Genomic DNA, 24,376 nt, shown 5'->3' with positions numbered 1-24,376 from the left:
AGTTTTATCTAGTTTCTATTCTGAAAATTTTTCCGCCGTAATCTACAACGTAGATTTCTCCGTTCGCATCTTCCCCGAAGGAAGATACATTGGATGAAAATCCCATTTCGGAAGTATGTTCTAACGGGTCGGTAACTTCGGTTCCGTCCCAAAGAATAGACCAGATCCTTTTTGCAATAAAGTCGCCGTAAAAGTATCTTCCGTTTAATGCAGGAAAGTTCGAGCCTCTATACACATAACCGCCTGTGATAGAACTTCCTATAAAATGATCGTATTCTAATTTCGGAAAGCTGATCCCAGATATAGTACATCCAAAAGAAGGATCATAACAATGATTTCCTTCTGTGAGTCTCCACCCGTAATTTTTCATTCCAGTATTCGCTGGCTCTATATTCAATTCTTCGAAATTGTTTTGTCCTACGTCTGCAATGTATAGATCTCCTGTTCCCCGATCCAAACTGAATCTCCAAGGATTTCGAACACCCCAATCCCAAATATGAGGATTTTCTAATCCAGTCGCAGGTCTATTCCCAGGAACAGGAGTCGGATAATTATCTATATCTATTCTTAAAATTTTACCAAGAGAAGATTCCAGATTTTGTGCCTCGTTATTCGGATCCCCTGCCCCGCCTCCATCACCCATTCCTACCAGAAGATAACCTCCAGTATCGAAAGCCATCATTCCTCCATTATGATTACTGAATGGTTGGTCTACCGTAAATAGGATGGAACCTGAAGCAGCATTTGCAAGATCAAGGTCGCCGGAAGATCTGGAATATTCCGCAACCACCGTATCTCCATCGGATTTGCGAGTATAGTTCACCCAAAATCTTCCGTTCGAATTATAATTTGGATGGAATGCAATCCCGAGTAAGCCTCTTTCTCCTGAGAAAGCAATTAAATCTAAACCTTCCGCTCCCAGATCTAAAAATGGAGAAGGAAGAAGAGAGCCATCTTTGATCAAACTGACCTTCCCACCTTGTTCTAAAATGAAGATCCGACTTGCATCTCCGGAAGGAGATACAAGAAACAAAGGAGAATTTAATCCGGAAGCGATCTCATTAAGTTTCAAACAAGGTGGATTTCGATCTTCACTACATCCGGATAATATAGGAAGAAATGGAAAACGAGAACCGCCCGGTTTAGAACATTCTGCCAAGAATATAGATAGTGATACGATCGTATATATGCAGATCTTTTGGATTTTAGATGCCGGTTCCATCTTATTTAATTTATGATCCTTCTAATATAGAAAACAAGCTGAAAGCTCAGGCTTCTCGCATTTCAAAAAAATAAAAAAAGAAAGGACTAAAAACCGATTTCGGAGTAAACCATCCTTGAGCAGATCATGAAAACAGTATCCCCCACGAGGACCGAAGAACTGGTCCGATACCGCAGATTCATTCACAAACATCCCGAACTCAGATACGAAGAAGTAGGGACAGCGGATTTCGTCGCTAAACATTTAGAGTCTCTAGGTTATACTTTCCAATCCGGGATCGCAAAAACAGGCATCGCTTGTCTGATAGACTCCGGAAAACCGGGCAAAACACTTTTGGTAAGAGCAGATATGGATGCACTTCCTATCTTTGAAGAGAACAAGACGGATTATACTTCTACTTACGAAGGAGTCATGCATGCATGTGGTCATGACGCCCATACTTCCGTTTTAATGGGACTCGCGTCAGATCTGAAAGAAAATCCAAGTGCTATCATTCCAAAAGGAAGGGTCTTGTTGGTATTCCAACCGGCGGAAGAAGGCGGACAAGGCGCAGATCGGATGATCGAAGAAGGAATATTAGAAAAATACGATGTTTCTGCAGCGTTAGCTCTTCACGTATGGAATCATATCCCTGTAGGAAAAGTGGGAGTAGTAGATGGCCCGATGATGGCTGCAGTAGATGAATTCCAGATCACAGTCCAAGGGATTAGCGGTCACGGAGCTATGCCGCAACATACAGTGGATCCTATATTAGTAGGTTCTCATATAGTTACTTCTCTCCAAAGTATCGTATCCAGAAATACTGACCCTTTAGATTCCTGTGTGGTCACAGTGGGTGCTTTCCATGCGGGACATGCATTCAATGTAATTTCTGAAACGGCAGAGTTGAAAGGTACAATCCGAACATTCACGAAAGAAATGTTCGATAAGGCCCCTGAGTTATTTAAAAGAATCGTAGAGAATACTGCCTCCGCTTTTGGTGCAAAGACGACCATCCAGTATGAAAGAACAAATGCTCCAACAATCAATCATCCTGAAATGGCAAGTATCGTCCGGAAAGCTTCCGAGAATATTTTAGGTCCAAATTCAGTCACAGAAGAACATGCAAAAACTATGGGTGGAGAAGACTTCTCTGCGTTTTTGATGAAGGTTCCGGGATGTTATTTTTTCGTGGGTTCCATGAATGAAGAAAAGGGCTTTGTGCATCCACATCATAGTTCAAAATTTGATATAGATGAGACTTCCCTTCCGATCGGTTTGTCTGTAATGAAGGAAGCAATCAGACTTTATTTGGAAAGTAACTGAGGACCTGCGATAAGAGTCTGAAGCCAGTCGTTGGAACTCCTACATTGGAGTAAAACCGGCCCCCACCACTTCTCAGGCTCCCCAAGGCTCCTCGTTTTTCAGAATTTCCTTTTTCAGTTCTGGATTCTCTTTTCTAAACGACTGAAATCCTGAACTTAAGATCCACTCCATTCTTAAAAGTGAACTTAAAAAACTACTAGTCGAAATATTCCTTTCCCTAGCATAACCCATGGATTCCCAATAGTCGGAGCCATAAACCCTGATCCTTTTTCTGGAATCGCTATTTTTTACTTTTTCAAAATCGAATCTTAGAATTTTACCTTTTCGTCTCCTTTCTCTAAAAGAAGAGATCAAGAATTGTAGGATTTCCTTCGGTTCTCCCAAATAGATTATCGCATCTCTCCAGATCGGCTCCATTTCCATGGGGATTCTCCAATCAACTTGGATCATTCCTTTATTTTCTAAAATTTGTTTTCTAAAAACTTCTTCCATATTTTCTCCCGAATGTCGGGGTCGAATCAACAATAAGGAAAGTATATCATCAAATGAAAAATGAAAGATATATTAAAATTTTTGAATTTAGTTCGTCTTAGGTCCAAATTAGCGACTAAGACGAAAAGTTTGGAGACGTAAATAGGAAATCCAACCTGCCATCAATCACAAAACCAACAGACTAACAATTCACAAAAAAATGGATGGAATCAATATTCCGAAGAATATTATAAAAAACTGATTAATGCGCTGTAATAGGAATCTAAATTACCGGCATTTTCTTTCTCTTTTACGAATTCAGGCTCTCATCGCCTCTATCTCGTCTATTTCTTTTGCGATCATAGAAGTTAAAACTACAGGATTGTCTCCATTAACAAGAACATCATCCTCTATTCTAACTCCGATCCCTCGGAATCCTGCAGGGATCGTTTCATCCGTGGGATCGAAATACAATCCAGGTTCGACAGTTACAACAAGCCCGTTCTTCATAGGCATGCTTTTTCCATTCTCAAAATAACGACCCACATCGTGAACATCCATTCCGAGATAGTGACCGGTTCTATGCATATAAAATCTACGATATTCTCCTTTTTCAATGACCTCTGAAAGATTTCCCTTCAGCAGCCCTAAATCGATCAAACCGGAAGTTAAATTTTTAACAGTCTTCTCATGAACTGCGTTAAATTCCACACCTTGTTTTGTGTCCAAGATTGCCTGCTTCTGCACATCCAAAACCAATTGGTAAATTGTTCTTTGTTCTGAAGTGAATTTTTTTCCGGACGGGAAAACACGAGTAACGTCTGCGGTATAATAATCCTTCTCAGCTCCGCTATCCACTAAGATAAGTTCATTTTCGCCGATCTTCGCGCGATTCGTTGTATAATGTAGAATGGTTGCATTTTTTCCTGCAGCGACTATATGACCATAACCTCCGCCCCAGGCACCATGTTTTAAATATTCAGATTCCAGAATGGACTCTAATTCGAATTCGAACATTCCAACTTTGGTCTCTCTAAATAATCTTTCGTGACCGAGAGCGGTGATCCTGGAAGACTCTTTTAATTTTTCGATCTCTTCCGGAGATTTGTACATTCTCATTTCATGAAGAAAGTTCGGGATCTCCCATCTTTGAGGGCCGAATTTACCTTCTCTCAATCTTCTGTTCAAAGAACTGATGAGCTCAAGCAACTCAGAATCTCTTTTGGAGTCCTTTCCGAAAAAATGATATAATGTGAACTGATTGGTAAGAATATCAGAAATTTTATGATCCCATTCTCCCAAATCAAAACTTTGATCCAACTCTAACCTTTTTTTGATCTCTTCTTTACCGAGGCGAATGCCTGTCCAAATTTCTTTTTCCTTATCTTTAGGAAGTGCAAAATGAGAGGAGAAGTCCCTACGTAAGACCAAAATACCGTCTTCTTCCTCAATGCCTGTTAGATAATAATAATCGGAGTCCTGTCTGAACTTATACTCCACATCTCTATTACGGATCTTTTGAGGAGCTGCAAATAGAAGTAGGACTTCCGACTCTTTTAAAAGATTCTGAACTTCTCGGATCCGTTTTCTAAAAATGTTTTGGTCCATAATTATCCTTTTATTAGACGAATTCCTTCTTCCACCATTCTGTCCGTATCCTGTTCCAACATACAACGAAAATGTTTTTTTGGACAGACCCTTCCCCCATGTATACCACAAGGACGACAATCTAAGCCGTTCACCTCTGATATAAAAACTCGACTCGCGAGAGGAGTATAACCGAATGCAGGGACCGTAGCGCCGAACGCCGCTAAAGTCGGAACATTAAATGCGGAAGCAAAATGAATGGGAGAAGAATCGTTGGTCACAAGAAGTGCGGCCCCGCTCATCAAATAACTCATCTCGGGAAGACTTGTCTTACCTGCGAGATTGATCCCGAAACCTTCCCCCACTTCTTCACAAAGTTTAAAGTCTCCTTTGCCTCCGGTTAAAACGACTTTCAGACCGGTTCTCCTATGAAGAAGTTTACTGACAGTTTTGAATTTATCCGCAGGCAAACGTTTCGTTTCCCAAACAGAAGAAGGAGAAACCAGGATATAATTTCCTTTTTCTAAGCCGTTCTTTTTCATTTCGGATTGGATACCGATAACGGATTCCGGTTTCCAAAATAGTTCAGGCTGTCTGGAAATATTTTTTCTTTCTTCTTCTGAATAGATAAGAGAAAGAAGTTTGTCCACCTCGTGAGGACCTCTCAATATTCTGGGTTTTCTTTCATTCAGTAAAAATGAGAACCCTGCGGTTTTATATCCGATCCTCCTCTTAGCTCCGATTAAAAAAGAAATGATGGAAGAACGAAATGAAAAATGCGGAGAAATACAAATAGAGAAATTATGTTTTCTTAATTCTTTACAGAAATTCCAAAAACCAAAAAAGGAAGATTTGATCTGCTTTTTATCCAAAGGAATGATGCGATCTATCCAAGGATTCGCTTCCAAAACGGATTCAGTTCCCTTGTTCACGACCACAGTCATTTTAGAACCGGGAAACCTTCTCTTGATCTCCCTAAACAGTGGAGTAGTTAAGATCAGATCTCCTAAGAATGCTGTTTGGATGACTAAAATATTTTCAGGCATTTATTTTTTGGCCTCTAAGATGGTTGCAAAATTATTCACACCCAATCCACCGATGGATAAACTCAGTGCAGTGTCCGCATCATTCCCGTTCATAAATTCACAAAGTTCCGCTACTTGGGCAAGCCCGGAAACCCCTACAGGATGGCCTCTCGTTTTCAATCCTCCGGAAGGATTGATTGGAAGTCTTCCTCTTTTGTCGGTGATCCCTTCTGCTACATTCGCAAGAGCTTTTCCTTGTGGAAATAAACCCGCATCTTCTGCAGCAATAATCTCAAAAATCGTAAATGCGTCGTGAAGTTCAGCAACTTGGATGTCAGAAGATTTTTTACCAGATTCTGAATAAGCCTGCTCGAATGCGGATTTGGATGCGGGAAAACTAAGTCCACCTGGCACCCCGTTGACCTGGCCTAAGCCATGTCCAGTACCTGTGATCTCGATTTTTTTACGGTCCTTCTTCAATCTTGCCGGATCAGTTTCTAAGAGCAACGCGCAAGAACCGTCCGATAACGGAGAAATATCATATAAACATAATGGACTTGAGAACATAGGAGAAGAGAAATACTCCTCTTCACTTAAGTTTTTTTGAATATGCGCGATCTTATTTTCAAGACCATTATCATGAAGTTTCTTAGATAATCTAAAAAGTTCCTTCCTAGTATATCCAAAATCTCTTAAATACCTGGTGGCAGTCAACGCCCCGCCCTGTGCCATGGACATAGCCAGGTTCCTTTGTTGGGAAGAAAGTACGGAACCTAAAAGCAGGTTATTCTCTTCTCTCGGAAGTCTGCTCATGACCTCCGTTCCGATCACAATCCCTCTTTTAAATTTTCCTGATAGAAGAAGATAACGGGCCAGATGAAGAGCAGAAGCCCCACTGGAAGATGCAGTCTCTGAACGGATCGCGAACAAGGAAGAAAGGCCCAGATCCTCTTTGATCTTTGCAGGTAAAAAAATTTCCCCAGTATAACGTTCAGGAGCCATACATGCAAAGATTAGAAACTCTGGAATAAAGCCTGGATTCTTCTTAAGTAAATGATTCGCAGTATCATAAGAAAGCGATTGATAGTCGGAATCAGTCTTGCCAAATTTGCTTAAATGAGAGTCGAGCACATAGGCCGAGGTCATATTCCTACAAATTTCCCCGCATCTGATTTCGAGCAAAGTCAAAAACTTAAAGAACTACTCTGCCTTTTTTTGAATCTCGCTTTTCAAAATAGGCACTCTCGTTTATAGTGATCTGAGGTAGGAGAAACGACGTGAAAGGAAACCAAGAAGTCCTCGAAATCTTAGCGGAAGTGCTCTCCGCCGAACTCACAGCGATCAACCAGTATTTCATCCACGCTAAGTTGAACAAGAACTGGGGTTACGAAAAACTTGCTTCTTACATGAAGAAGGAATCCATCGAAGAGATGAATCACGCAGACCAAGTGATCGAGCGTATCCTCTTCCTGGACGGTGTTCCTGATCTGCAAAGATACATGAAGATCAATGTAGGCAAGGACATCGAAAATATCCTAAAGAATGATTTAGACGTAGAGTATAATGCCGTAGAACGTTTGAATCGTGGGATAGAAATTTCCACTAAAAACAAAGACAACGGCACACGTGAATTGCTCGAGAAGATCCTCGTCTCCGAGGAGGAGCATATCGACTGGCTCGAGGCCCAGCTAGAGATCATCAAAACCATTGGGGTCCAAAATTATTTGGCCCAACAAATCACCTAAGCATTGAATTCCAAAAAACCATCCCCTAAAAAATCCCCTTCTTCCGGCTATGGCAAGAAGGGGCCTGCTAAATCAGGTTCTTCTTTTTCAAAACCGACTCGCTCAAAAAACTCAGGGTTAGATCGAGATTCAGATCGTAAACCTTATCGCTCTAAAGAAAGAAGCGATTCAGAAAAACCTTACCGTTCCAAAGACGGAAACTCCAAGTCAGGATATTCTTCTGACAAACCAAAAGACAGACCTTTCAGAGCAAGAAAAGAAGAAGGATCCGAAAGACCTTATAAAAGAAGAGAAGATAGAGAAACTTCTGATTTTAAAAAAGAAAGAGGCAACTCCAAACCTTTTCGTTCAAGTGATGATCGTAAACCTCCAGCTCGCTCCGGAAATCGTAAATTTTCAGACGATGACAGAAAGCCTTATCGTGAAAAAGATTCAGGCAGAGAAGATTCTGACCGCAGGGCTCGTAAGCCATTTGCTCGTGATTCAGATCGCGGAGACAGAAAACCGTTCTCTCGTGACTCCGACCGTGGAGACAGAAAACCATTTTCTCGCGACTCAGATCGCGGAGACAGAAAGCCATTCTCTCGTGATTCAGACCGCGGAGAAAGAAAACCATTTTCCGGAAATACAAGAAGAGGAGAAGGTAGAAGTTCCTACGGAGAAAATTCTGACCGTGGAGATCGTAAACCATTCTCCCGTAATTCAGATCGCGGAGAAAGAAAACCGTTCTCTCGTGACTCCGACCGTGGAGACAGAAAACCATTTTCTCGCGACTCAGATCGCGGAGAAAGAAAGCCATTTTCCGGAAATACAAGAAGAGGAGAAGGTAGAAGTTCCTACGGAGAAAATTCTGACCGTGGCGAACGTAAACCATTCTCCCGTAATTCAGATCGCGGAGAAAGAAAACCGTTTCCACGCAGCTCAGATCGCGGCGATCGTAAACCATTCTCTCGCGACTCAGACAAAGGCGAAAGAGGCCGCTTCTCCCCTAGAGGAAAAGAAGGATTTCGTTCAGAACGTCCAACACATTCCTACGAAGAGGACAATTATAGAGAAGGCATTCGTGCCGGTTGGCAATCTGCAAAACTTTCTCTTTCAGAATTCGATAGACCGGAAGCGCTCACCTATCATGCGTCATGCGGTGATGGCCTGGCATTCTTATTGAAAGAAGAAGTTAAGGAAGCAGGCCTAGAAATTATCTCCGACAACAGAGGAGGAGTTTTCTTTAAGGGACCTTCTAAAAAAGTCAGAGACTTCTGTCTGAGTTCCGGAATTTCTTCCGGCATCAGCTTCGAATTGTCGTCTTGGCAAGATATACAAGGGCCAGACGACCTATATGAAGTCGCAGCAATGTTCCCTTTTGAGAAATTACTTTCTCCAGGCACCAAGTTCAGAATAGATGCTGCAACAAAAGACAGCCTGCAAGACTCACGTTACGCGACGTACCGCTTAAAAGATGCGATATTTGATAGATTCAGAGCGCAAGGTTTGGAACTACCGGAAGCCGATCGTGAAGAACCTGAGGTTTTATTCTATCTTCGTTCCAGAATGAACCAGGTAAAATTATTCCTGGCATTACACGCTCAACCTTTACAAAGAAGAGGTCATGGAAGAGAAGGTGGAGAAGCTCCGCTCAGAGAAACCTTGGCCCAGGCATTAATCCGTTTTTCAGGTTGGAAACCAGGAGAAGCGTTATACGATCCATTCTGCGGTTCCGGAACTCTATTAATAGAAGCCGCACTCAGAATGAGAAACGGCGGTTGGGTGAATTATAAAAGTTTATCCAGATCTTCTATCTTCACTAGACTTTTTGGACCTTGCAAAGCGAAAGAAGAATTGGACTCTAAGGAAATCCTACTCTTCGGTTCCGATATCTCTGAAGAAGCTATCGAACTAGCAAAGAAGAATGCAAAAGAAGCGGGAGTCGCAGACTTGATCCGCTGGAAGGTTGCCTCCGCAGAAGAACTGGATTCCAGTCTCGGATTCAAAGAAGGGAAAATCGTGACCAATCCTCCTTACGGAGTCCGTTTGGGAGATAAGGAATCCGTTTCAGAACTCTATTCTAGCTGGGGAGAAGCTCTGAAAAAGAATTTCTCCGGATCCTATGTAGCAATGGTAGCGGGAGATCCTTCCCTTTTGGGCTTCTTAAAACTGAAGTCTGACAAAGAACAATCCGTCACCATAGCTAAGTTAAAAGGAAAATTAGTTGCCTATCGGATCGACTAAGCCAGACTCCCGGGAGAGATGAATCACCAGGAGATCCTACTCAAACTTTTAGAAGTCACAGAAAACTCCAAGGACAGTTTTCAGTTCCTGAAACTATTCCAGTCCTTGGAGCCTGAAAAATTCGCGGTCATCCATGCTAGCTCAGAGACCTTGACCGAATCCGCGGAAGCATTCTTATACAACTTAAAATTATTACAAAAGTTACAACTATTCCCAGTAGTCGTTCTGGAAAAGGACGGCGTCTCTTACGCAAATTTATTCTATCGGTCCCCTACTTCCAAGATCAGTCTGGATTCTATCAAAGACCAGTTGGAAGAAGGACAAGAACTTCCAGGTTCCAGAAACCTTCCAGCAAAATGGTTCAGAAATCCAAGCCAAGCATTGGAGTCGGTTCTTTCTTCTTTAAAGGAAAAGAAGATCCCTGTATTCGTGACAGACCAAGGCGGATCGGAAATTTATCCTTATCTTTCCAACTTATGCAAAGAGCTGAGAACTAAAAAGTTAATCCTTCTTACAACAAGAAGTGGATTTCATACTTCTGAAGATAAGAAGATCTCCATCTTAGATTTCGAATCGTCCGAAACTCTTCAAAAAGAAGACGAGTCCTTATTCAAAGAATGTAAAAGAATTTTCGAATATACGGGAGACCCAAATCTTCAGATCGCAATCACTTCTGCGCCCGGTTTATTGAAAGAATTATTCACTATCAAGGGTAGCGGAACTCTATTAAGAAAAAAGAATAGAATAGAATTCCATACGGATTTTCAAAAGATAGATCATAAACGATTGAACGAGCTGATAGAAGATTCTTTCGGAAGAGGATTAAAACAAGGTTTTTGGAATAAGGAATTTTCAGGGATCGTTTTAGAGTCCGAATACAAAGGATGTGCGCTTCTTCAAAATACTCCCTGGGGAACATTTCTCTCCAAATTCGCGGTGAATGAGATCGCAAGAGGAGAAGGTGTAGGAAGAGATATCTGGGATGAGATGTTAAAAAAGGCTCCAGTCCTTTTCTGGAGAGCCAGAGCGGAAAATACAATCTCAAAATGGTATGCAAAAGAATGTAGCGGCCTCCAAAAAGAAGGTATCTGGATCTATTTTTGGATCGGAGTCCAAGAGAAAGAAATTCCTTCTGTCTGCGATTTTTTAAGAAACCTTCCGGAAGATCTGGAATCTAAACAACGGATCAATTCCTAATGGAACAGAATGTTTTTTTGTATGACGGGGACTGCGACTTTTGTTCCGGCCTTGCTTCTAAATTATCCGGACTGTCTTTGGACAAAGACATAAAATTTGTAAGTTTCAGAGATCTATCTTCTCAAGATTTGAAAGAACTACATCCAAGTTTAGAACCTAAATTAGTCGCAGGCAATGTGCAGCTTATCTCCGGAAATATGAGATACCCTGGTTTCTTTGCGGTCCGAAAACTTTCTCATTCTTTAAAAGGATGGAGATGGGTTTCTCCACTTCTTTATTTGCCATTGATTCCTTTACTCGGAATGTTCTTTATGAGCCTTTTGAAATCGATCCGATCTAAGGTCTAAAGAGAGACCTGAGGCATTACTTTTTTTAGACCTTCATAAAATACTAAACGTGCATCCAATGCGAGTTTAGATCCTTCTCTTACTTTTTGCATTTTTTCAGGGTCTGTTGCAACGGCTTCTATCAGCTTAAACATTTTTTCGGAATGAGATTCGTCTGCTTCCAGATTCACTTGGAAAAATTTCCCTTCCGGAAGAGTAATTCTTGATTTTAGGTCAAAATAAGACTTATACATTCTGGAATATTCCAATTTTAGAAGATACTCATTCGCCGGCCCAAGCGCTCCTAATGCTGAATAAAAATCGGTGGTAGTAATTCTTTTCATCAAATCCAAATAAGCACCTGTTTCAGGTAGCATATCTTCTCCAGAAACGGTCTCCCCCATTTCTGAAAGGAATTTTCTAAGGATAGAAACATGTGAATCTTCTTCTTTTCCTTCTCCCAATTCTTCCCAAATATTTTGTACGAGCACGATCTTAGAGGGCACAAAATTGGTAAGAGCCGCCGTATTTAAGAACCAGTTCACAAATTCCACAGACACAAAATATTCCTGTTTCAACCAAAGAAGAAGGTCCGAGTGCTCCATTTTTTCTTCTTTTTCTTCCAACCATAGATTTGCAGTCAATACAGGATGATATTTGACCTGGTCCATCAATTCTTCTCGAAACGTTTTCATCCGTCGATCCCGCTCGTTTGTTTTTCTCTTTTTAGTTTTGAATAGAGAAACCTTTCTTTTAAAAATTCCTCTCTTGCGATTCCCAATAATTCTTTCATCAGATCCGAATAAGTTCCGAAACTTCGGGAATAACAGATCGGAAAACTGCTATAATAGGAAGATAAACCTGGGGTTAGATTCCATTCCAAGAACATAGGCTTTCCCTGAGCATCCGCCTTCCAATCCAAACGAACCGCTCCGGAAGGTTTGAGTAATTTACATAATTCTAATGAATATTTCTGGATAAATTCAGTTCTCTCTTTATCCAAATCAAAATGTAATTTTTCAGGCATACTCAGTTTCGTTTTAGTAATTTCTCCATAGATCGTTTCAGTAGAATTTTCCAAACCAATCCTCGCGACCTTACTTGCCTTGTATCCGGACTCAGACGACCCTATAACTGCAAGTGTCCATTCTTCTCCCGGTAAATAAGATTCACAGATCCAAGAGGAATACTCGTTGAATTTAGATTGTAGGAATTGATTTAAAGCAGCCAAATCGGAGATCAGATTTTCTTCTCCGACTCCTAGACTGGAACCTTCGAATCTAGGTTTGAAGAAAACTGGGAATTCAGATTGCAGTGGAAATCGCGCACCTCGGAATATGGAATCCGAATTCCACCCCTTCGAATCCTGCGCTCCATTTTGGAAGGATGTAGTCACTTCGACAAAACCCTTCTCCCAAATTGTCCAAGGGCTGGTAGGAACACCTGCAGAAACACAAAACAATTTAGAAAGATGTTTATCCAAACTTAGATTCTGAGCATACGCATCTGAACCTGTATGAGGAAAGCCTGAATATTCTGCGATCGCCGGAAGCAAAGCCTCCCTATTTCGAGAACGGAAACCTTCTACCAAATGGAATAAGACAGGTCGATTTTGTGGCTCTAAGTTAGAATAATCAGAGAGTTTTTGTAGTAACTTCGACGGAAATTCAACGACTTCTACCTTCTCTCCCAGATCTTCCAAGCAACGTTTGATCTCTTGGACAGAACTCATATCTTCCCATTCTTGTGTGTCCTTTAGGTCCAAGTTTGGATTCTGGATATCTGCAACGATCAAAACTGATGGAGAATCTGAATTCATTTTCCAGATTCTCCTAAAGGACCAAGGCCTTTAAATGCGGAATAGGAATTCTGTAGTAACTTCGACCAAGTTTCCTCACTGATCTCAGGATAAAATTCCTCATATTCACTGCCTACAGGTTCAGGGCTCAAATGATAAGTCCCTCTCACAGCGGATCGGAACACATGATTTCGAGAAGGTTTGTGAAATCCAAGATACCAATTCGGCCCAAGGCTCACCTTTCCACCCCCGCCGGGAAGATCGTTCACAAACTGCGGGATCCCCATACCTGCAACTTTTCCGCGCATATATTCAATAATTTGAATGCCTTTTGCAAGAGGAGTCCTAAAACCGCGAGAACCAGGGATCAGTTCCGGATCATACATATAATAGGCGCGGATCCTAAGTTCCAAAAGTTTTCGATGGAGTCTGAGCATTGTTTCTTCATCGTCATTGATCCCTTTTAGGATCACACATTGGTTCCCAACGCTCACTCCAGCTTTCAGAAGTTTAAGTATCGCTTCTTTTGCCTCGGAAGTGCATTCTTTTTCATGATTGAATTGAGTATTACAGAAAATGGATAAACGATCCGTATTATGTGATTCAACGATCTTGCATAGATCAGTCGTGATCCTCATAGGAAGAGTAACAGGATTTCTTGTTCCTAACCTGCAAATTTTTACATGAGAGATCTTTTCCAAATTCTCTAAGATCCAATCTATTTTGGAATCGGAAAGATTAAGAGGATCTCCACCCGAGATCACCACATCCGAAATTTCAGGATGATTTCGAATATAATCAAAACATAATTCCAGATCCGCAGTTTCCATTCGCTCAGTTGAATCGGAAACCTTTCTTCCTCTCATACAATGCCTGCAATACACGGAACATTCATGATTCGAAAAAAGTAATACTCTATCCGGATACATATGAGTGAGTCCCTTAACGGGAGAAAGATCTTCTTCATGCAAAGGATCTAATGTTTCTTCCGGAGAAAAGAAGGACTCTTCCCTTCTTGGGACGATCATTTTTCGGATAGGACAATTCGGATCTTCCGGATCGGAAAGAGAAAGATAATAAGGAGTAGTTCCTACATTGAGTCGGATGGTTTCTTGGATCCCGATCTTTTCGGATTCGGTTAAATGAAAATATTTTGGAAGGTCTTCTGCCTTCACCCTTCTTTGGAGCTGGGCCTTATAATCAGTCCAGACAAAAGAAGAATATAAACTCTTTCTAGAATCTGCAGGTGACTCTAGATCCGCTATTCCCCGGTTTTTCCCCAATCTCTCCATCCGGAACTCTTTTCCCATCCTTATGCCCACGCAGGGAAAATCAAGCGAAGGAAAAAAGGAATGCTCCGATTTCCCTACCCAAAACTATTGTCTTGCTAATGGATTGGAATCCCAAACGGGTCCGCGCACTTGCCTTCGATGTGGACGGAACCCTATTTTCTTCCGAAGGAATCATCTTAGAGACTTATGCGGAAGCAATCCGCAGATTTTCAGCCAACTCCCAGATCCCACTCGAGGTCCCAGACAGAGAAAGGATCATGCTCGAGATCGGAAAGCCTGTCAAAACCATCTTCTTAAACCTGGTCCCACAACTGAGAGAATCCGAAAGAGACCAGATCTCCGACTCGGTCCTGGAACTTTTGGTGTCGAAGATCCGACAAGGAGAAGGTGAATTCTATCCTAAGGTCAAAGAAACAGTTACCTCCTTAAAAAATAAGGGGTATCAAATTTTAGCGGCCTCGAACGGTAGGATGGCCTATGTGAAAACCATCCTGGAAGTTTCCGGGATTTTTCCTCTCTTCGATCCGATCGTAGTCTTGGACAATGAAACGATCAAAACCAAGCCGGATATAGTCGCCAAATACATCCGAGATTATTCTTATTCTCCGGACGAGATACTGATGATCGGGGATAGAAGTTCCGACCACGAGGCAGCCCGTAAAAATGGAAGCCCTTTCGCATTCTGCGCCTATGGCCACGCGCCTGAGGGAGAAATCCCTGACTGGGAGGTGAGTCTGGCTCAATTGGAAGACCTGGATCGAATATTCTAATCACTTTTCCTGGGAAAAAGTGAGAAGGCAGTTTCCGGATCGGCCGAAAATTGTATTGTGCCCGAATCGGATAAACTTAAATCGCTTCTTTATATCCTGACAGGGGCTCTATTCGTTTTAGTTTTATTGGATAAGTCTATGGGGAACAAGAATACACCCACCCCCGGACAAGAATCCCCTTCTTTCTTTTCTAAATTTAATACGATCGGAAAAACAAACCCACTATCTCCTTCTTCTTCCGAGAACAAAGGAAAACAAACCCATGAAGAGGTAATGGACCGGGCAGAAGATGAAATTTTAACCGAGTTAATGCAGAATGGAGAAAACTCTTCTTCCGAAGAACCTATATCCGATTCCAACGATCCGGAAGAAATGTTTATCCCTATTGTAGAAATGCCGAAATCGGGACAACCATCCGGGCCATCTTCCAATATCCGTTTGGATCATTCTCCAGGAGAGATCAAACTTTACTTTTTGAAGTTTTATGGAAGAGGGAACAAAAGTCACTCCAGACTCGTTCAGTTAAAAAGGAAATTTGATCATGGGGATAAAATCCTTTTTATCTTAAAGGAACTCACTAAGGGCCCATCTACAGAGGAAAAAACCCAAGGTGTTCTGAACGCTCTTCCTAATAGAATGGAATATTCCAAAGAATACTCCGTGGAGAATGGAGTATTAAAACTGTATCTTGGCCCTGACTTCGAAGCTAGCGCCGGCCCTGAACTTCTAAAGGACAGAGTGGACCAGATCTGTTATAGCATTTTGGAAAACTCAGAACTAAGAGGGATTAGACTCTATATCAATGGAAAACAAGTCCGCTCTCTGGGTGGTGTAGGACTTCCTATCCCGGAAGTTCTTACCAAAAATCCAAGAAAGATCGCTACTCTCTAAAACGTATTCATAAAGGAATACATTTTGTAGGAGTTCCAACCTGCGAGTTAATCCGCGATATTGCTATTTCTCCTAACGCTATCGGAATTCCAATCTTCTGACAAATACGCCAATCACTTGCCTCAGAATTTTTTTGACTAAATTTAGATTCTTCCTTGCTCCAAGATAGGTTGTGTTTGAACGCTGGTCTTATTAGGGAGGTGCGAGCCTTCCATGCGGAAATGAAAACAAATGTTCAAGTGGTTCCCAGGCATAGACCGAAGAATTCGCTTACTATCTAAGCGGATCTTTTTTAATCGATATCCCCAAGGATTTTTAGAAACCAATTGGAGCGAAATTCGCCAATCCTTGGTGGCCCATTATTCTCTCTGTATTGTAATCAGTTTAATCACCTATTTCCTACCTAATTCACGGGACTTCGAAGACGAATCTCTGATCCTTCTTCAATCCAGTAGGATCACGTTAATCGTCCTTTCACTTGTATTTTTATGGAGACATGCCCGCAAAAAGGACTGGGTCCCTAAAAAGCTGGAATTCTACAAGGTTTGGACCTCTTCTACTCTTCTTATCTCATTCTTTCCTTTCTTGTATTTGGATAAGATCCACTACGATGTATATCTTCACCAAGCATCTGCGATCTTACTCAGTATGAATCTTCTTCTTTGGTTAACCACTACCACCGCAGTTGCCACAAACCTAGCATTTTGCCTGATGTTCTTAGGTGTTTGCTACTTAGGAGATTCTCCCGTGGAAGCAATGAAAGAATTTCCGAGCCTTCTCACCTATCTATTCGTAGGGACTTTCGGAAATGTGATCATGAACTATTGGAGAACCATGGATTACCGAGATAAAAGAAAATTATCCGGCGCTGTCCTACGACTAAAGGCAAAAAATCTGCATATCAGAATGATCTCCAATCTGGATGATCTTACTGATCTTTATAATCGCAGGTATCTGATAGAACAATTTGATATCTTCAAGAAGAGAGCAAGACGTCACAAATTCCAAATGGCTTTAGTGATCTTGGATCTAGATCATTTAAAAGAGATCAATGATAAGTACGGGCATATGATGGGAGACGAGGCTCTCCAAACTCTTTCGGCAGTCATGAAGTCCAGGGTAAGATCGACTGATATTTGTGCTCGTATTGGTGGAGATGAATTCTGTGTTCTTTTGGATTCGGTGGATCCTAAAAGTTTAAAAACCCTATGTGAGTCATTGCGTATGGGCGTAGAATCTCATGCACTTTCCGTCAGAGATACGAATAACAAGCCCGTGAATATTACAGTATCCATAGGCGCTGCTATTCTTTCTTATGATGAAGATTTTACTTTCGACGATCTATACCAATCCATAGATTCAGGATTGTATAAGTCCAAATCTTCCGGTCGAAACAGAGTTACTATAGTAGAAGCTACTAAGCTAAATACTAAGGTTGATCTTTCTGCTTCTTGGCCTGAGGAAGTTCGTATATATAAGTAAGTTCGCAGTATTCTCCGTCGCCGAAGTATTTCTGTTCTTTTTGTTCTAAGAAGAATTGTCTATGCTTTTGGTCCGCTTCCAGCTCATCCAATCTTTGGGTGACTTGCAATTTTGCGGCCTCACACGAAGTCTTTTTCATTTTAAAAAGATCCTGTTCTTCTACGGATGGAACGGAAGCTTTTCCGATCGCTATGAATTGGTATTTATGAGGACCTAAGGTTTTTACGCTGACTCCAGTATCCATATGGATCCGATCTCGATGAGAATCCAAACAATTTGATACACAGAATAAAAATCCGCAGATCGCGGATAACTGAAGTATTTTAGAGCTCAAAGATTTTTTCATTCTTCCCCCGTTCGAATCTATCTATTTAGGAAAGTTTACAGACTAAGTCATCCGGATTTTTGAAAAAAATTTACACGGACAAGAAAAGATCAAACCGCTGAAAGTTCTCTTCCCTCGTATCTTTCGTAATTATAGAGAAGGTCTCTTCTTTTAGGCGTGAATCCGCCTTCTTTCAAGAACTTGATAGCTTCTTTTTCGGTTTTTAGACCAAAAGAACGTAGCACATTCTCCTCAATTACCACGGAAGAAATATCATCCGCACCGCTTGTAAGAGCCAACTGCCCTACACCTTTTCCAAGCACCATTACAGAAGTTTCAATATGTTTAATATTGTCTAAGAAGATCCTACAGATCCCAAGAACTTTCAGATATTCTTGTGTAGAAACTGCTCTTACCTTAAATCTTTTGGTTTGAGGCTGGAATGTCCAAGGAATAAAAGAAAGAAATCCTCCAGTCCTGTCCTGAAGATTTCGGACCACAGTGAGATGTTCTATCACTTCTTCTTTGGTTTCTTCCGAACCAAAAACAATATTTGCACTTCCAAGGAGTCCCGCTTCGTGGCAGGTTTCCATAGCGCGAACCCATTCTTCAGTTGTTGCTTTTTTAGGAGAGATGATGTTTCTCATTCTATCCGTTAAAATTTCCGCACCAGCTCCAGGAACGGAATCCAAACCGACTGATTTAAGAATTTGTAAAACTTCGAATAAGGATTTTCCTGTGATCTTTTCTAAATTGATAATTTCTACGGGGGAGAATGCACGTATATGCATGTCAGGGTATTTGGATTTTACGGTAGAGATCACATCTAAATAATAATCGAAAGGTAGATCAGGATAAACTCCACCTTGCAAAAACATTTGGTCCGCTCCTTCCGAAACGGCATAATCCATTTTTTCTAATATTTCTTCTTTAGAAAGTACGTAACCTTTTCCATTTCCTATCTCATCCATGAAGGAACAAAAATTACATTCTACATTACAATAGTTCGTGTAATTCACTACTCTGAACATTGTATAACTTGCACTAGTATGTGGGAGAATTCTTTCTCTCAAAGTCCGAGCAGTCGCCATAATTTTAAGATGGTCACCGGACTCGTACAACTCCAAGGCCTCTTTGGGAGAAATACGTTCTCCGTCTAGGGCTTTTTCTAATATAGGATCTGTAGAATGGTTTGGGAATATTCGGCTCATCTGGATGGAAAGTTTTCTTCCTTTAACTTCTTCAAAGTTTTCTATTTCTTCAAAAATGCACGTCCTTTTTAGATTGCATTCTCATTTATTGCGATTGAGTCGCAGTTAAACATGTACACGATTTATAAGAAGAAGGGACCAGACCTTTTCCGCATGTAGGAATTCCCACAAGGAGACTCAGTATCTTTTTTCCTGGACAGGGCGCTTCCCCGTCATTAGGCTGCTATGAAAGACCATCCAAATACAAAGGGTAACCTGAAAAACTATGGCCATTTCTCAAATCGCCTTCCACGTGATCTTCACGGCTCTGTTTATAGTAGCAAATGTTGTGTTCGTTCGTGCCGTTCTCTACAGATTGAATCTTGTATTTAATGCTAGAAAGGCAAACGGAACCGAAAACTTCCTGGAACATAAAAACTGGGGATTCCGGATCAAAAGTTTCGTATTAAACGTAATCTTACAAAAAAAGAACTTTAAAGAACCATTACGCGGTATTATGCACGCATTCGTATTTTACGGATTCGTCACTTACTTACTTCACACTACCAGCCAGTTCATCTCCGGTGTATTTGGATATGCTTTGGACGATCCATACAAATTCACCTTAGTTGGAAGTATATTCGGAGAAACTGCGAACCATTATTACGAAGCCGCTCTTCAAGTAGTTTCCATTTTGGTATTAGTGGGGCTTGGCTTCTTTGCTTGGAGACGTTGGATCCAAAAAGCAAAAGGATTAGATGTTCATTCTCCTGCTTCCGCAATCGTAATCGGAATGATCTCCCTACTCATGATCTCCACCCTATTGGGAGAAGGTGCAAGAGCAGTTGGAGCAGAATATGCAAACCCATTCCATGACGCGGCTCCAATCGCTGCAGGCATCGGAGCATTTTGGGAAGCGATCGGTGTGGAATATTCTTCCGCAGATCTAGTTTTCCAGATTATGTGGTGGACCCATATTCTTTCAGTGTTCGCGTTCATGTTATATGTTCCAACATCCAAACACGCACACTTGATCTTCGCGCCATTTAACTATTTCTTACAATCAGATACTCCTAAAGGTGCTCTTTCTAAATTGAATTTGGAAGATGAGACTGCTGTTTGGGGAGTTACAAGAACGGAAGACTTCCCTTGGCCAAACCTTTTAGACGGACTTTCTTGTATCGAGTGTGGTCGTTGCCAAGTGCAATGTCCTGCGAACAGAACCGGAAAAGTCCTGAATCCTAAAGCGATCATCGTGGAATTAAAACACGCGCTTATGGATAAAATGCCTGAAGTAGTAAAGATCAGAGAAACGAATCCGGAAGGTGCTGCTGATGCAGTTGCTGCATTAGACACTTCTGTGATCGGAAAATACGAAGGACTTTCAGAAGAAGCTCTTTGGGGATGTACCACTTGTTACGCTTGCGTAGAAGCTTGTCCTGTTGGAAACAACCAAGTGAACGCGATCATGGAAATGAGAAGACACTTAGTACTTGTTGATTCTAACTTCCCTGCTGAATTACAAGGCGCATTCGTAAACATGGAAAACAACTCCAACCCTTGGGGAGTTGCTGCACACTCCAGAGCGGATTGGGCAGAAGGTCTTGGCGTTAAAACCATGGCAGAAGATTCCAATGTGGATGTTCTATACTGGGTAGGTTGTGCTGGAGCTTTTGACGATCGTAACAAAAGGATCGCTCAGTCATTCGTTAAGATCATGCAAAAAGCAGATGTTAAGTTCGGTATCTTAGGAACTGAAGAAGGATGTTCCGGAGACTCCGCGCGTAGAGGTGGTAACGAATATCTCTACCAAACATTAGCACAATCTAATGTGGACACAATGAACGGATACAACGTGAAAAAAATTGTAACCGCTTGTCCGCACTGCTATAACACGATCAAAAATGAATATCCTCAGTTCGGTGGTAACTTCGAAGTAATTCACCACTCTGAATTCATCAACGAACTTTCTAAAGAAGGAAAGATCGATGTAGGTGTCGCAGAAGATGCAAACGCTGGAAAATATACCTACCACGACTCCTGCTATATCGGAAGATACAACGACAACTATGAGAACCCAAGAGACCTGGTTAAAAAGGTTTCCGGTGGAAAACTTGCAGAACCTGTCGACCATCACACAAAAGGACTCTGCTGCGGTGCAGGTGGAGCCCAAATGTGGATGGAAGAACATGGCGAAAGAGTCAACTTCAAGAGATCCAATCAACTTCTGGATACCGGAGCTACAACGATCGCAACCGCTTGTCCTTTCTGTATCACTATGATCACAGACGGTGTAAAACAAGAAGGAAAGATCGAAGAAGTAAAAGTAAAGGATATCGCGGAATTAGTCGCGGAAAACTTGAAATAAGAAAAAGTCCATCTTCTTTGAATAGGAGCCTCGGTGAAAGCCGGGGCTTTTTTATTTTAAGGACAAGCGGCTTGCTCGCTTCCTATGGGTCGCTCGCAAAGATAAAAAAATAGCGGAATGTTTCCATCCCGCCCTGAATCATCTGGTGCAAATACATTATATACGACGGAAGGGATTTCCACCATACTACAGGAAATTATTTATTTTCTTTAGAAATAAATTTCAGGGCATAAAACTAGACTGAAAGGATTAGACTCTATGTATAGCGCGGGCTTTGCGCATCCCTTGGAGGATACCTCAGTATTCCTGATTTAACTCAGAAACATCTTGCGTAGGATAATCCAGAAGTCGGATCTCAGGATTTTTCTTTTGGAAATAACCCTTCTCCCATTCCGAATCGAATAGAAGAGCTGCTCTTCCTAAACTATCAGTCACAAGATTGGAACCTTGAGGAACCTTTGGGATATCTTCTTCAAGTAACCAACAAGAGACTTGGTAAGGAAGAATATTGATATTCGTAGGGGCAGAATATTCGTCTTGGAGCCTTCTTCTAAAAACCTCGAATTGCAACTGACCCATTGCACCGATCACAGGCAATCCACCACCCACGGTTTGGGAAGTGAATAAGTGGAGAATTCCCTCTTCTGCGAGTTGTTCGATTCCCTTTCTGAAACTTTTAAGAGCTCCTGTTTCCACACAGGAAAGAGTCGCAAAAATTTCGGGAGCAAATACAGGAAGAGGCTTTAGATCAGGAACCTTGCCAGTCGCCAATATATCACCGATAGAATAAGTGCCCGGGTTCACGAGACCTATAATATCTCCAGGATACGCCTCATCCACAGTATTACGATCCTGTCCAAAGAATGCAAAAGAAGAAGAAAGTTTTACAGCTTTTCCTAATCTTCCATGATTCACGTTAAGTCCTCTTTCGAACTTACCCGAACATACTCTTAGGAATGCGATCCTATCTCTGTGCGCCTTGTTCATATTGGCTTGCACCTTAAACACGAATCCGCTGAAAGGAGTTGTGATCGGATCTAAACGATCTCCATTCTTCAGAGGAAAATATAAAGGAGGAGGAGCGATCTCTAAAAAATGATCCAAGAATAATTGGATCCCGAAGTTATTCACCGCGGATCCGAAAAACACAGGTGTGATCTTAGAATCTAAAAATTCATCCAAAGAGAAGGGAGCGATCCCTTCTTCTACAAGTTCTACTTCTTCTCTAAATTGTTTTAAGACCCAGTCCTCGAACATAGAGTCCAGATTTGTATCTTCTATTCCGGAACTTTGGAATGCAGACTTTTGGGAACCGCCAGGAGTTTTGTCGTAAGTGTAGATCTTTTTATCCACACGATTATACACTCCGCTAAAATCCACTCCTGTACCGATTGGCCATACCATTGGAATAGCGGTGATCCCTAAAACTTTTTCGATCTCATCCAAGAGTTCGAACATTTTTTTAGTCGGGCGGTCCATCTTGTTTACGAATGTAACGATCGGGATCCCACGGTCCCTACATACTTTAAATAATTTGATTGTTTGGGGCTCTACTCCCCTACCTGCATCTAACACCATCACTGCGGTGTCCGCTGCTATCAATGTGCGATACGTATCTTCGGAGAAGTCTTCGTGACCCGGAGTATCTAATAAATTTAATACATGATTTTTATATTCGAATTGTAGAGCAGCTGAAGTGATCGAGATCCCTTTCTCTTTTTCCATCTCCATCCAGTCGGAAGTGGCTGCCTTACGATTTTTACGCGCCTTTACTGCACCCGCAAGTTGGATAGCACCTCCGTACAGTAGAAGCTTTTCGGTCAGGGTGGTCTTACCCGCATCCGGATGGGCTATGATTGCGAAGGTTCTCCTACGTTTGGTTTCCTCTTCTATTATATTCTGGCCAATAGCGCTTTCCGACACGGTTCCCCTCTCTATTAGGAAACGTTTTTGGAACGATAGCCCTTGTCAGCATGAAAACAGCGCTAATTCTTCACTGATTCGTATTCCTTCGGTAAAATCGGCGTAACCAAAAGGTTTTATCCTTCCTGCCGAATCCATAAACTTGGATCACGCTTTTTTCCCCGGAAAACACTTAGGGAGGGAGATTTAGATCCCTCCCCCTTTTCCCCATCTATCTTCCAGAGTTTTGAGATTGTCGAATCTACCTGCGCCTATTTTCTAGACTGTAATAGTTTACCGATCTATGGAATCTCCTAAAATTAAACATCTTATCTCCTGGCAGGATTGGTCGGACGCAGAGGTCCTGGACCTTCTACAATTTGCTGTCCATGTTAAAAATCATAGGGCCAATTATCTGGGACATATGACCGGTAGGACTCTTGCTATGCTTTTTCAAAAGACTAGCACTCGTACTAGAGTTTCTTTTGAAGTGGCAATGACTGAGATGGGAGGACATGCAATCTATTTGGATTGGATGACTTCTAACTTTCTTCTTTCAGATATCGATTTGGAAGCGGAATATCTTTCCAGAAACGTTTCAGTCATCATGGCTCGGATGAGAAAACATGAAGAACTTTTACAATTAAAATCAGGTTCTCAGGTCCCAGTCATCAATGGATGTTGTAATAAATTCCATCCTTGCCAGTCTCTTGCGGATATTCTCACTATTAAGATGGATAATCCCAAACCTCTGAAGGAACTGAAGCTTACCTATATCGGTGTACATAATAATGTGGTAAATTCTCTTATCGGAATCACTTCCGCTTTGGGAATGGAACTCACTCTTCTTACTCCAATCGCTGAGACTGAAAACATAGATCAGGAAACTGTAGAAAGAGCTAAGAAAAAAGGTACAATCCAATGGGAGACTGACCTGATCCGTTCCGTAAAAAATGCGGACTATATTTATACGGATACATGGATAGACATGGAGTTCTTTAACGATCCTGCCTTCGCGGATAAGAAGAAAGAACGCATGAACCTAATGATGCCTTTCCAGATCAACGAGGCATTATTGAAAGAGACCAAGGCAAAGGTTATGCACGATATGCCTATCCACTCAGGATACGAAATTACTAGAGAAGTAGTCAGAAGTCCTAGATCCATTATCTTCCAACAGGCGGAGAATCGTCTGGATGCGCAGAAAGCGGTCATTCTACAACTCTTAGAAGCTTAGGTCTTTCCTCCAAAAAT

The 24,376-nt window shown here is 41.6% G+C and carries 21 protein-coding genes; 10 read left to right on the top strand and 11 right to left on the bottom strand.

What is annotated here, in order from left to right:
* Positions 1-4 precede the first annotated feature (4 nt).
* Positions 5-1,222, bottom strand: coding sequence for a PQQ-dependent sugar dehydrogenase (locus CH352_RS14035; protein ID WP_100707672.1), 1,218 nt, complete (start codon positions 1,220-1,222; stop codon positions 5-7).
* Positions 1,223-1,348: 126 nt separating this feature from the next.
* Here CH352_RS14035 and CH352_RS14030 point away from each other — a divergent pair, with 126 nt between their 5' ends.
* Positions 1,349-2,527 (top strand): M20 metallopeptidase family protein, encoded by a 1,179-nt coding sequence (locus tag CH352_RS14030; protein WP_100707673.1) that lies wholly within the window; start codon positions 1,349-1,351, stop codon positions 2,525-2,527.
* Positions 2,528-2,599: 72 nt separating this feature from the next.
* On the opposite strand, the gene CH352_RS14025 is transcribed toward CH352_RS14030, so the two are convergent.
* The 4 genes from CH352_RS14025 to CH352_RS14010 all read right to left on the bottom strand — a co-directional run bounded on the left by CH352_RS14025 (position 2,600) and on the right by CH352_RS14010 (position 6,756).
* Positions 2,600-3,019: a hypothetical protein gene (locus tag CH352_RS14025; protein ID WP_100707674.1), complete on the bottom strand. Its 420-nt coding sequence runs from the start codon at positions 3,017-3,019 to the stop codon at positions 2,600-2,602.
* A 297-nt stretch (positions 3,020-3,316) separates the two neighbouring features.
* On the bottom strand, positions 3,317-4,606 hold the full coding sequence (locus CH352_RS14020; protein WP_100707675.1) for an aminopeptidase P N-terminal domain-containing protein: 1,290 nt from the start codon (positions 4,604-4,606) through the stop codon (positions 3,317-3,319).
* Between the two features lie 2 nt (positions 4,607-4,608).
* Positions 4,609-5,631: a glycosyltransferase family 9 protein gene (locus CH352_RS14015; protein WP_100707676.1), complete on the bottom strand. Its 1,023-nt coding sequence runs from the start codon at positions 5,629-5,631 to the stop codon at positions 4,609-4,611.
* Complete coding sequence (locus tag CH352_RS14010; protein WP_100707677.1) at positions 5,632-6,756, bottom strand: thiolase family protein; 1,125 nt, start codon at positions 6,754-6,756, stop codon at positions 5,632-5,634. It lies immediately after the preceding gene.
* A 131-nt stretch (positions 6,757-6,887) separates the two neighbouring features.
* Here CH352_RS14010 and bfr point away from each other — a divergent pair, with 131 nt between their 5' ends.
* The 4 genes from bfr to CH352_RS13990 all read left to right on the top strand — a co-directional run bounded on the left by bfr (position 6,888) and on the right by CH352_RS13990 (position 11,125).
* The gene (gene bfr, locus CH352_RS14005; protein ID WP_100707678.1) at positions 6,888-7,355 is read left to right on the top strand and encodes a bacterioferritin; all 468 of its coding nucleotides are present in this window, start codon (positions 6,888-6,890) and stop codon (positions 7,353-7,355) included.
* A 1,059-nt stretch (positions 7,356-8,414) separates the two neighbouring features.
* On the top strand, positions 8,415-9,581 hold the full coding sequence (locus CH352_RS19270; RefSeq protein ID WP_100707813.1) for a THUMP domain-containing class I SAM-dependent RNA methyltransferase: 1,167 nt from the start codon (positions 8,415-8,417) through the stop codon (positions 9,579-9,581).
* An 18-nt stretch (positions 9,582-9,599) separates the two neighbouring features.
* Positions 9,600-10,778 (top strand): acetylglutamate kinase, encoded by a 1,179-nt coding sequence (locus CH352_RS13995; protein WP_100707679.1) that lies wholly within the window; start codon positions 9,600-9,602, stop codon positions 10,776-10,778.
* Positions 10,778-11,125: a DCC1-like thiol-disulfide oxidoreductase family protein gene (locus tag CH352_RS13990; protein ID WP_100707680.1), complete on the top strand. Its 348-nt coding sequence runs from the start codon at positions 10,778-10,780 to the stop codon at positions 11,123-11,125. The genes CH352_RS13995 and CH352_RS13990 overlap by 1 nt, the downstream gene beginning before the upstream one ends.
* Here CH352_RS13990 and CH352_RS13985 read toward each other — a convergent pair.
* From CH352_RS13985 to CH352_RS13975, 3 genes are read right to left on the bottom strand one after another with little or no spacing between them, the layout of a single operon-like run.
* Positions 11,122-11,799, bottom strand: a complete 678-nt coding sequence (locus CH352_RS13985; protein WP_100707681.1) for an iron-containing redox enzyme family protein — start codon at positions 11,797-11,799, stop codon at positions 11,122-11,124. The two genes, CH352_RS13990 and CH352_RS13985, sit on opposite strands and share 4 nt — an antisense overlap.
* Entirely contained in the window at positions 11,796-12,923 is a 1,128-nt protein-coding gene (locus CH352_RS13980) for a D-alanine--D-alanine ligase family protein (RefSeq protein ID WP_100707682.1), read from the bottom strand. The genes CH352_RS13985 and CH352_RS13980 overlap by 4 nt, the downstream gene beginning before the upstream one ends.
* Positions 12,920-14,194 (bottom strand): KamA family radical SAM protein, encoded by a 1,275-nt coding sequence (locus CH352_RS13975; protein ID WP_100707814.1) that lies wholly within the window; start codon positions 14,192-14,194, stop codon positions 12,920-12,922. The genes CH352_RS13980 and CH352_RS13975 overlap by 4 nt, the downstream gene beginning before the upstream one ends.
* Positions 14,195-14,292: 98 nt before the next feature.
* Here CH352_RS13975 and CH352_RS13970 point away from each other — a divergent pair, with 98 nt between their 5' ends.
* The 3 genes from CH352_RS13970 (at position 14,293) to CH352_RS13960 (ending at position 17,337) form a co-directional block, all read left to right on the top strand.
* Positions 14,293-14,964 (top strand): HAD family hydrolase, encoded by a 672-nt coding sequence (locus CH352_RS13970; RefSeq protein ID WP_100707683.1) that lies wholly within the window; start codon positions 14,293-14,295, stop codon positions 14,962-14,964.
* A 57-nt stretch (positions 14,965-15,021) separates the two neighbouring features.
* Positions 15,022-15,855, top strand: coding sequence for a GerMN domain-containing protein (locus CH352_RS13965; protein WP_165780196.1), 834 nt, complete (start codon positions 15,022-15,024; stop codon positions 15,853-15,855).
* Between the two features lie 231 nt (positions 15,856-16,086).
* Positions 16,087-17,337, top strand: coding sequence for a GGDEF domain-containing protein (locus CH352_RS13960; protein ID WP_100707685.1), 1,251 nt, complete (start codon positions 16,087-16,089; stop codon positions 17,335-17,337).
* Here the strand turns inward: CH352_RS13960 and CH352_RS13955 are convergent.
* Entirely contained in the window at positions 17,285-17,683 is a 399-nt protein-coding gene (locus CH352_RS13955) for an LIC11299 family lipoprotein (RefSeq protein WP_100707686.1), read from the bottom strand. The genes CH352_RS13960 and CH352_RS13955 overlap by 53 nt on opposite strands.
* Before the next feature lie 89 nt (positions 17,684-17,772).
* On the bottom strand, positions 17,773-18,873 hold the full coding sequence (mqnC, locus tag CH352_RS13950; RefSeq protein ID WP_100707687.1) for a cyclic dehypoxanthinyl futalosine synthase: 1,101 nt from the start codon (positions 18,871-18,873) through the stop codon (positions 17,773-17,775).
* Between the two features lie 265 nt (positions 18,874-19,138).
* On the opposite strand from mqnC, the gene CH352_RS13945 reads away from it, so the two are divergent.
* Entirely contained in the window at positions 19,139-21,220 is a 2,082-nt protein-coding gene (locus CH352_RS13945; RefSeq protein ID WP_100707688.1) for a heterodisulfide reductase-related iron-sulfur binding cluster, read from the top strand.
* A gap of 297 nt (positions 21,221-21,517) precedes the next feature.
* On the opposite strand, the gene CH352_RS13940 is transcribed toward CH352_RS13945, so the two are convergent.
* On the bottom strand, positions 21,518-23,143 hold the full coding sequence (locus CH352_RS13940; protein ID WP_100707689.1) for a peptide chain release factor 3: 1,626 nt from the start codon (positions 23,141-23,143) through the stop codon (positions 21,518-21,520).
* Positions 23,144-23,426: 283 nt separating this feature from the next.
* On the opposite strand from CH352_RS13940, the gene CH352_RS13935 reads away from it, so the two are divergent.
* Positions 23,427-24,359 carry an ornithine carbamoyltransferase gene (locus CH352_RS13935; RefSeq protein ID WP_100707690.1) on the top strand — a complete coding sequence of 311 codons (933 nt, stop codon included), beginning with the start codon at positions 23,427-23,429 and terminating at the stop codon, positions 24,357-24,359.
* Positions 24,360-24,376 lie beyond the last annotated feature (17 nt).

Source organism: Leptospira hartskeerlii (assembly GCF_002811475.1).
Classification (GTDB): domain Bacteria; phylum Spirochaetota; class Leptospiria; order Leptospirales; family Leptospiraceae; genus Leptospira_B; species Leptospira_B hartskeerlii.
Note: the sequence above shows the minus strand (reverse complement) of the source record. Positions and strands in the feature narration are given on the sequence as shown.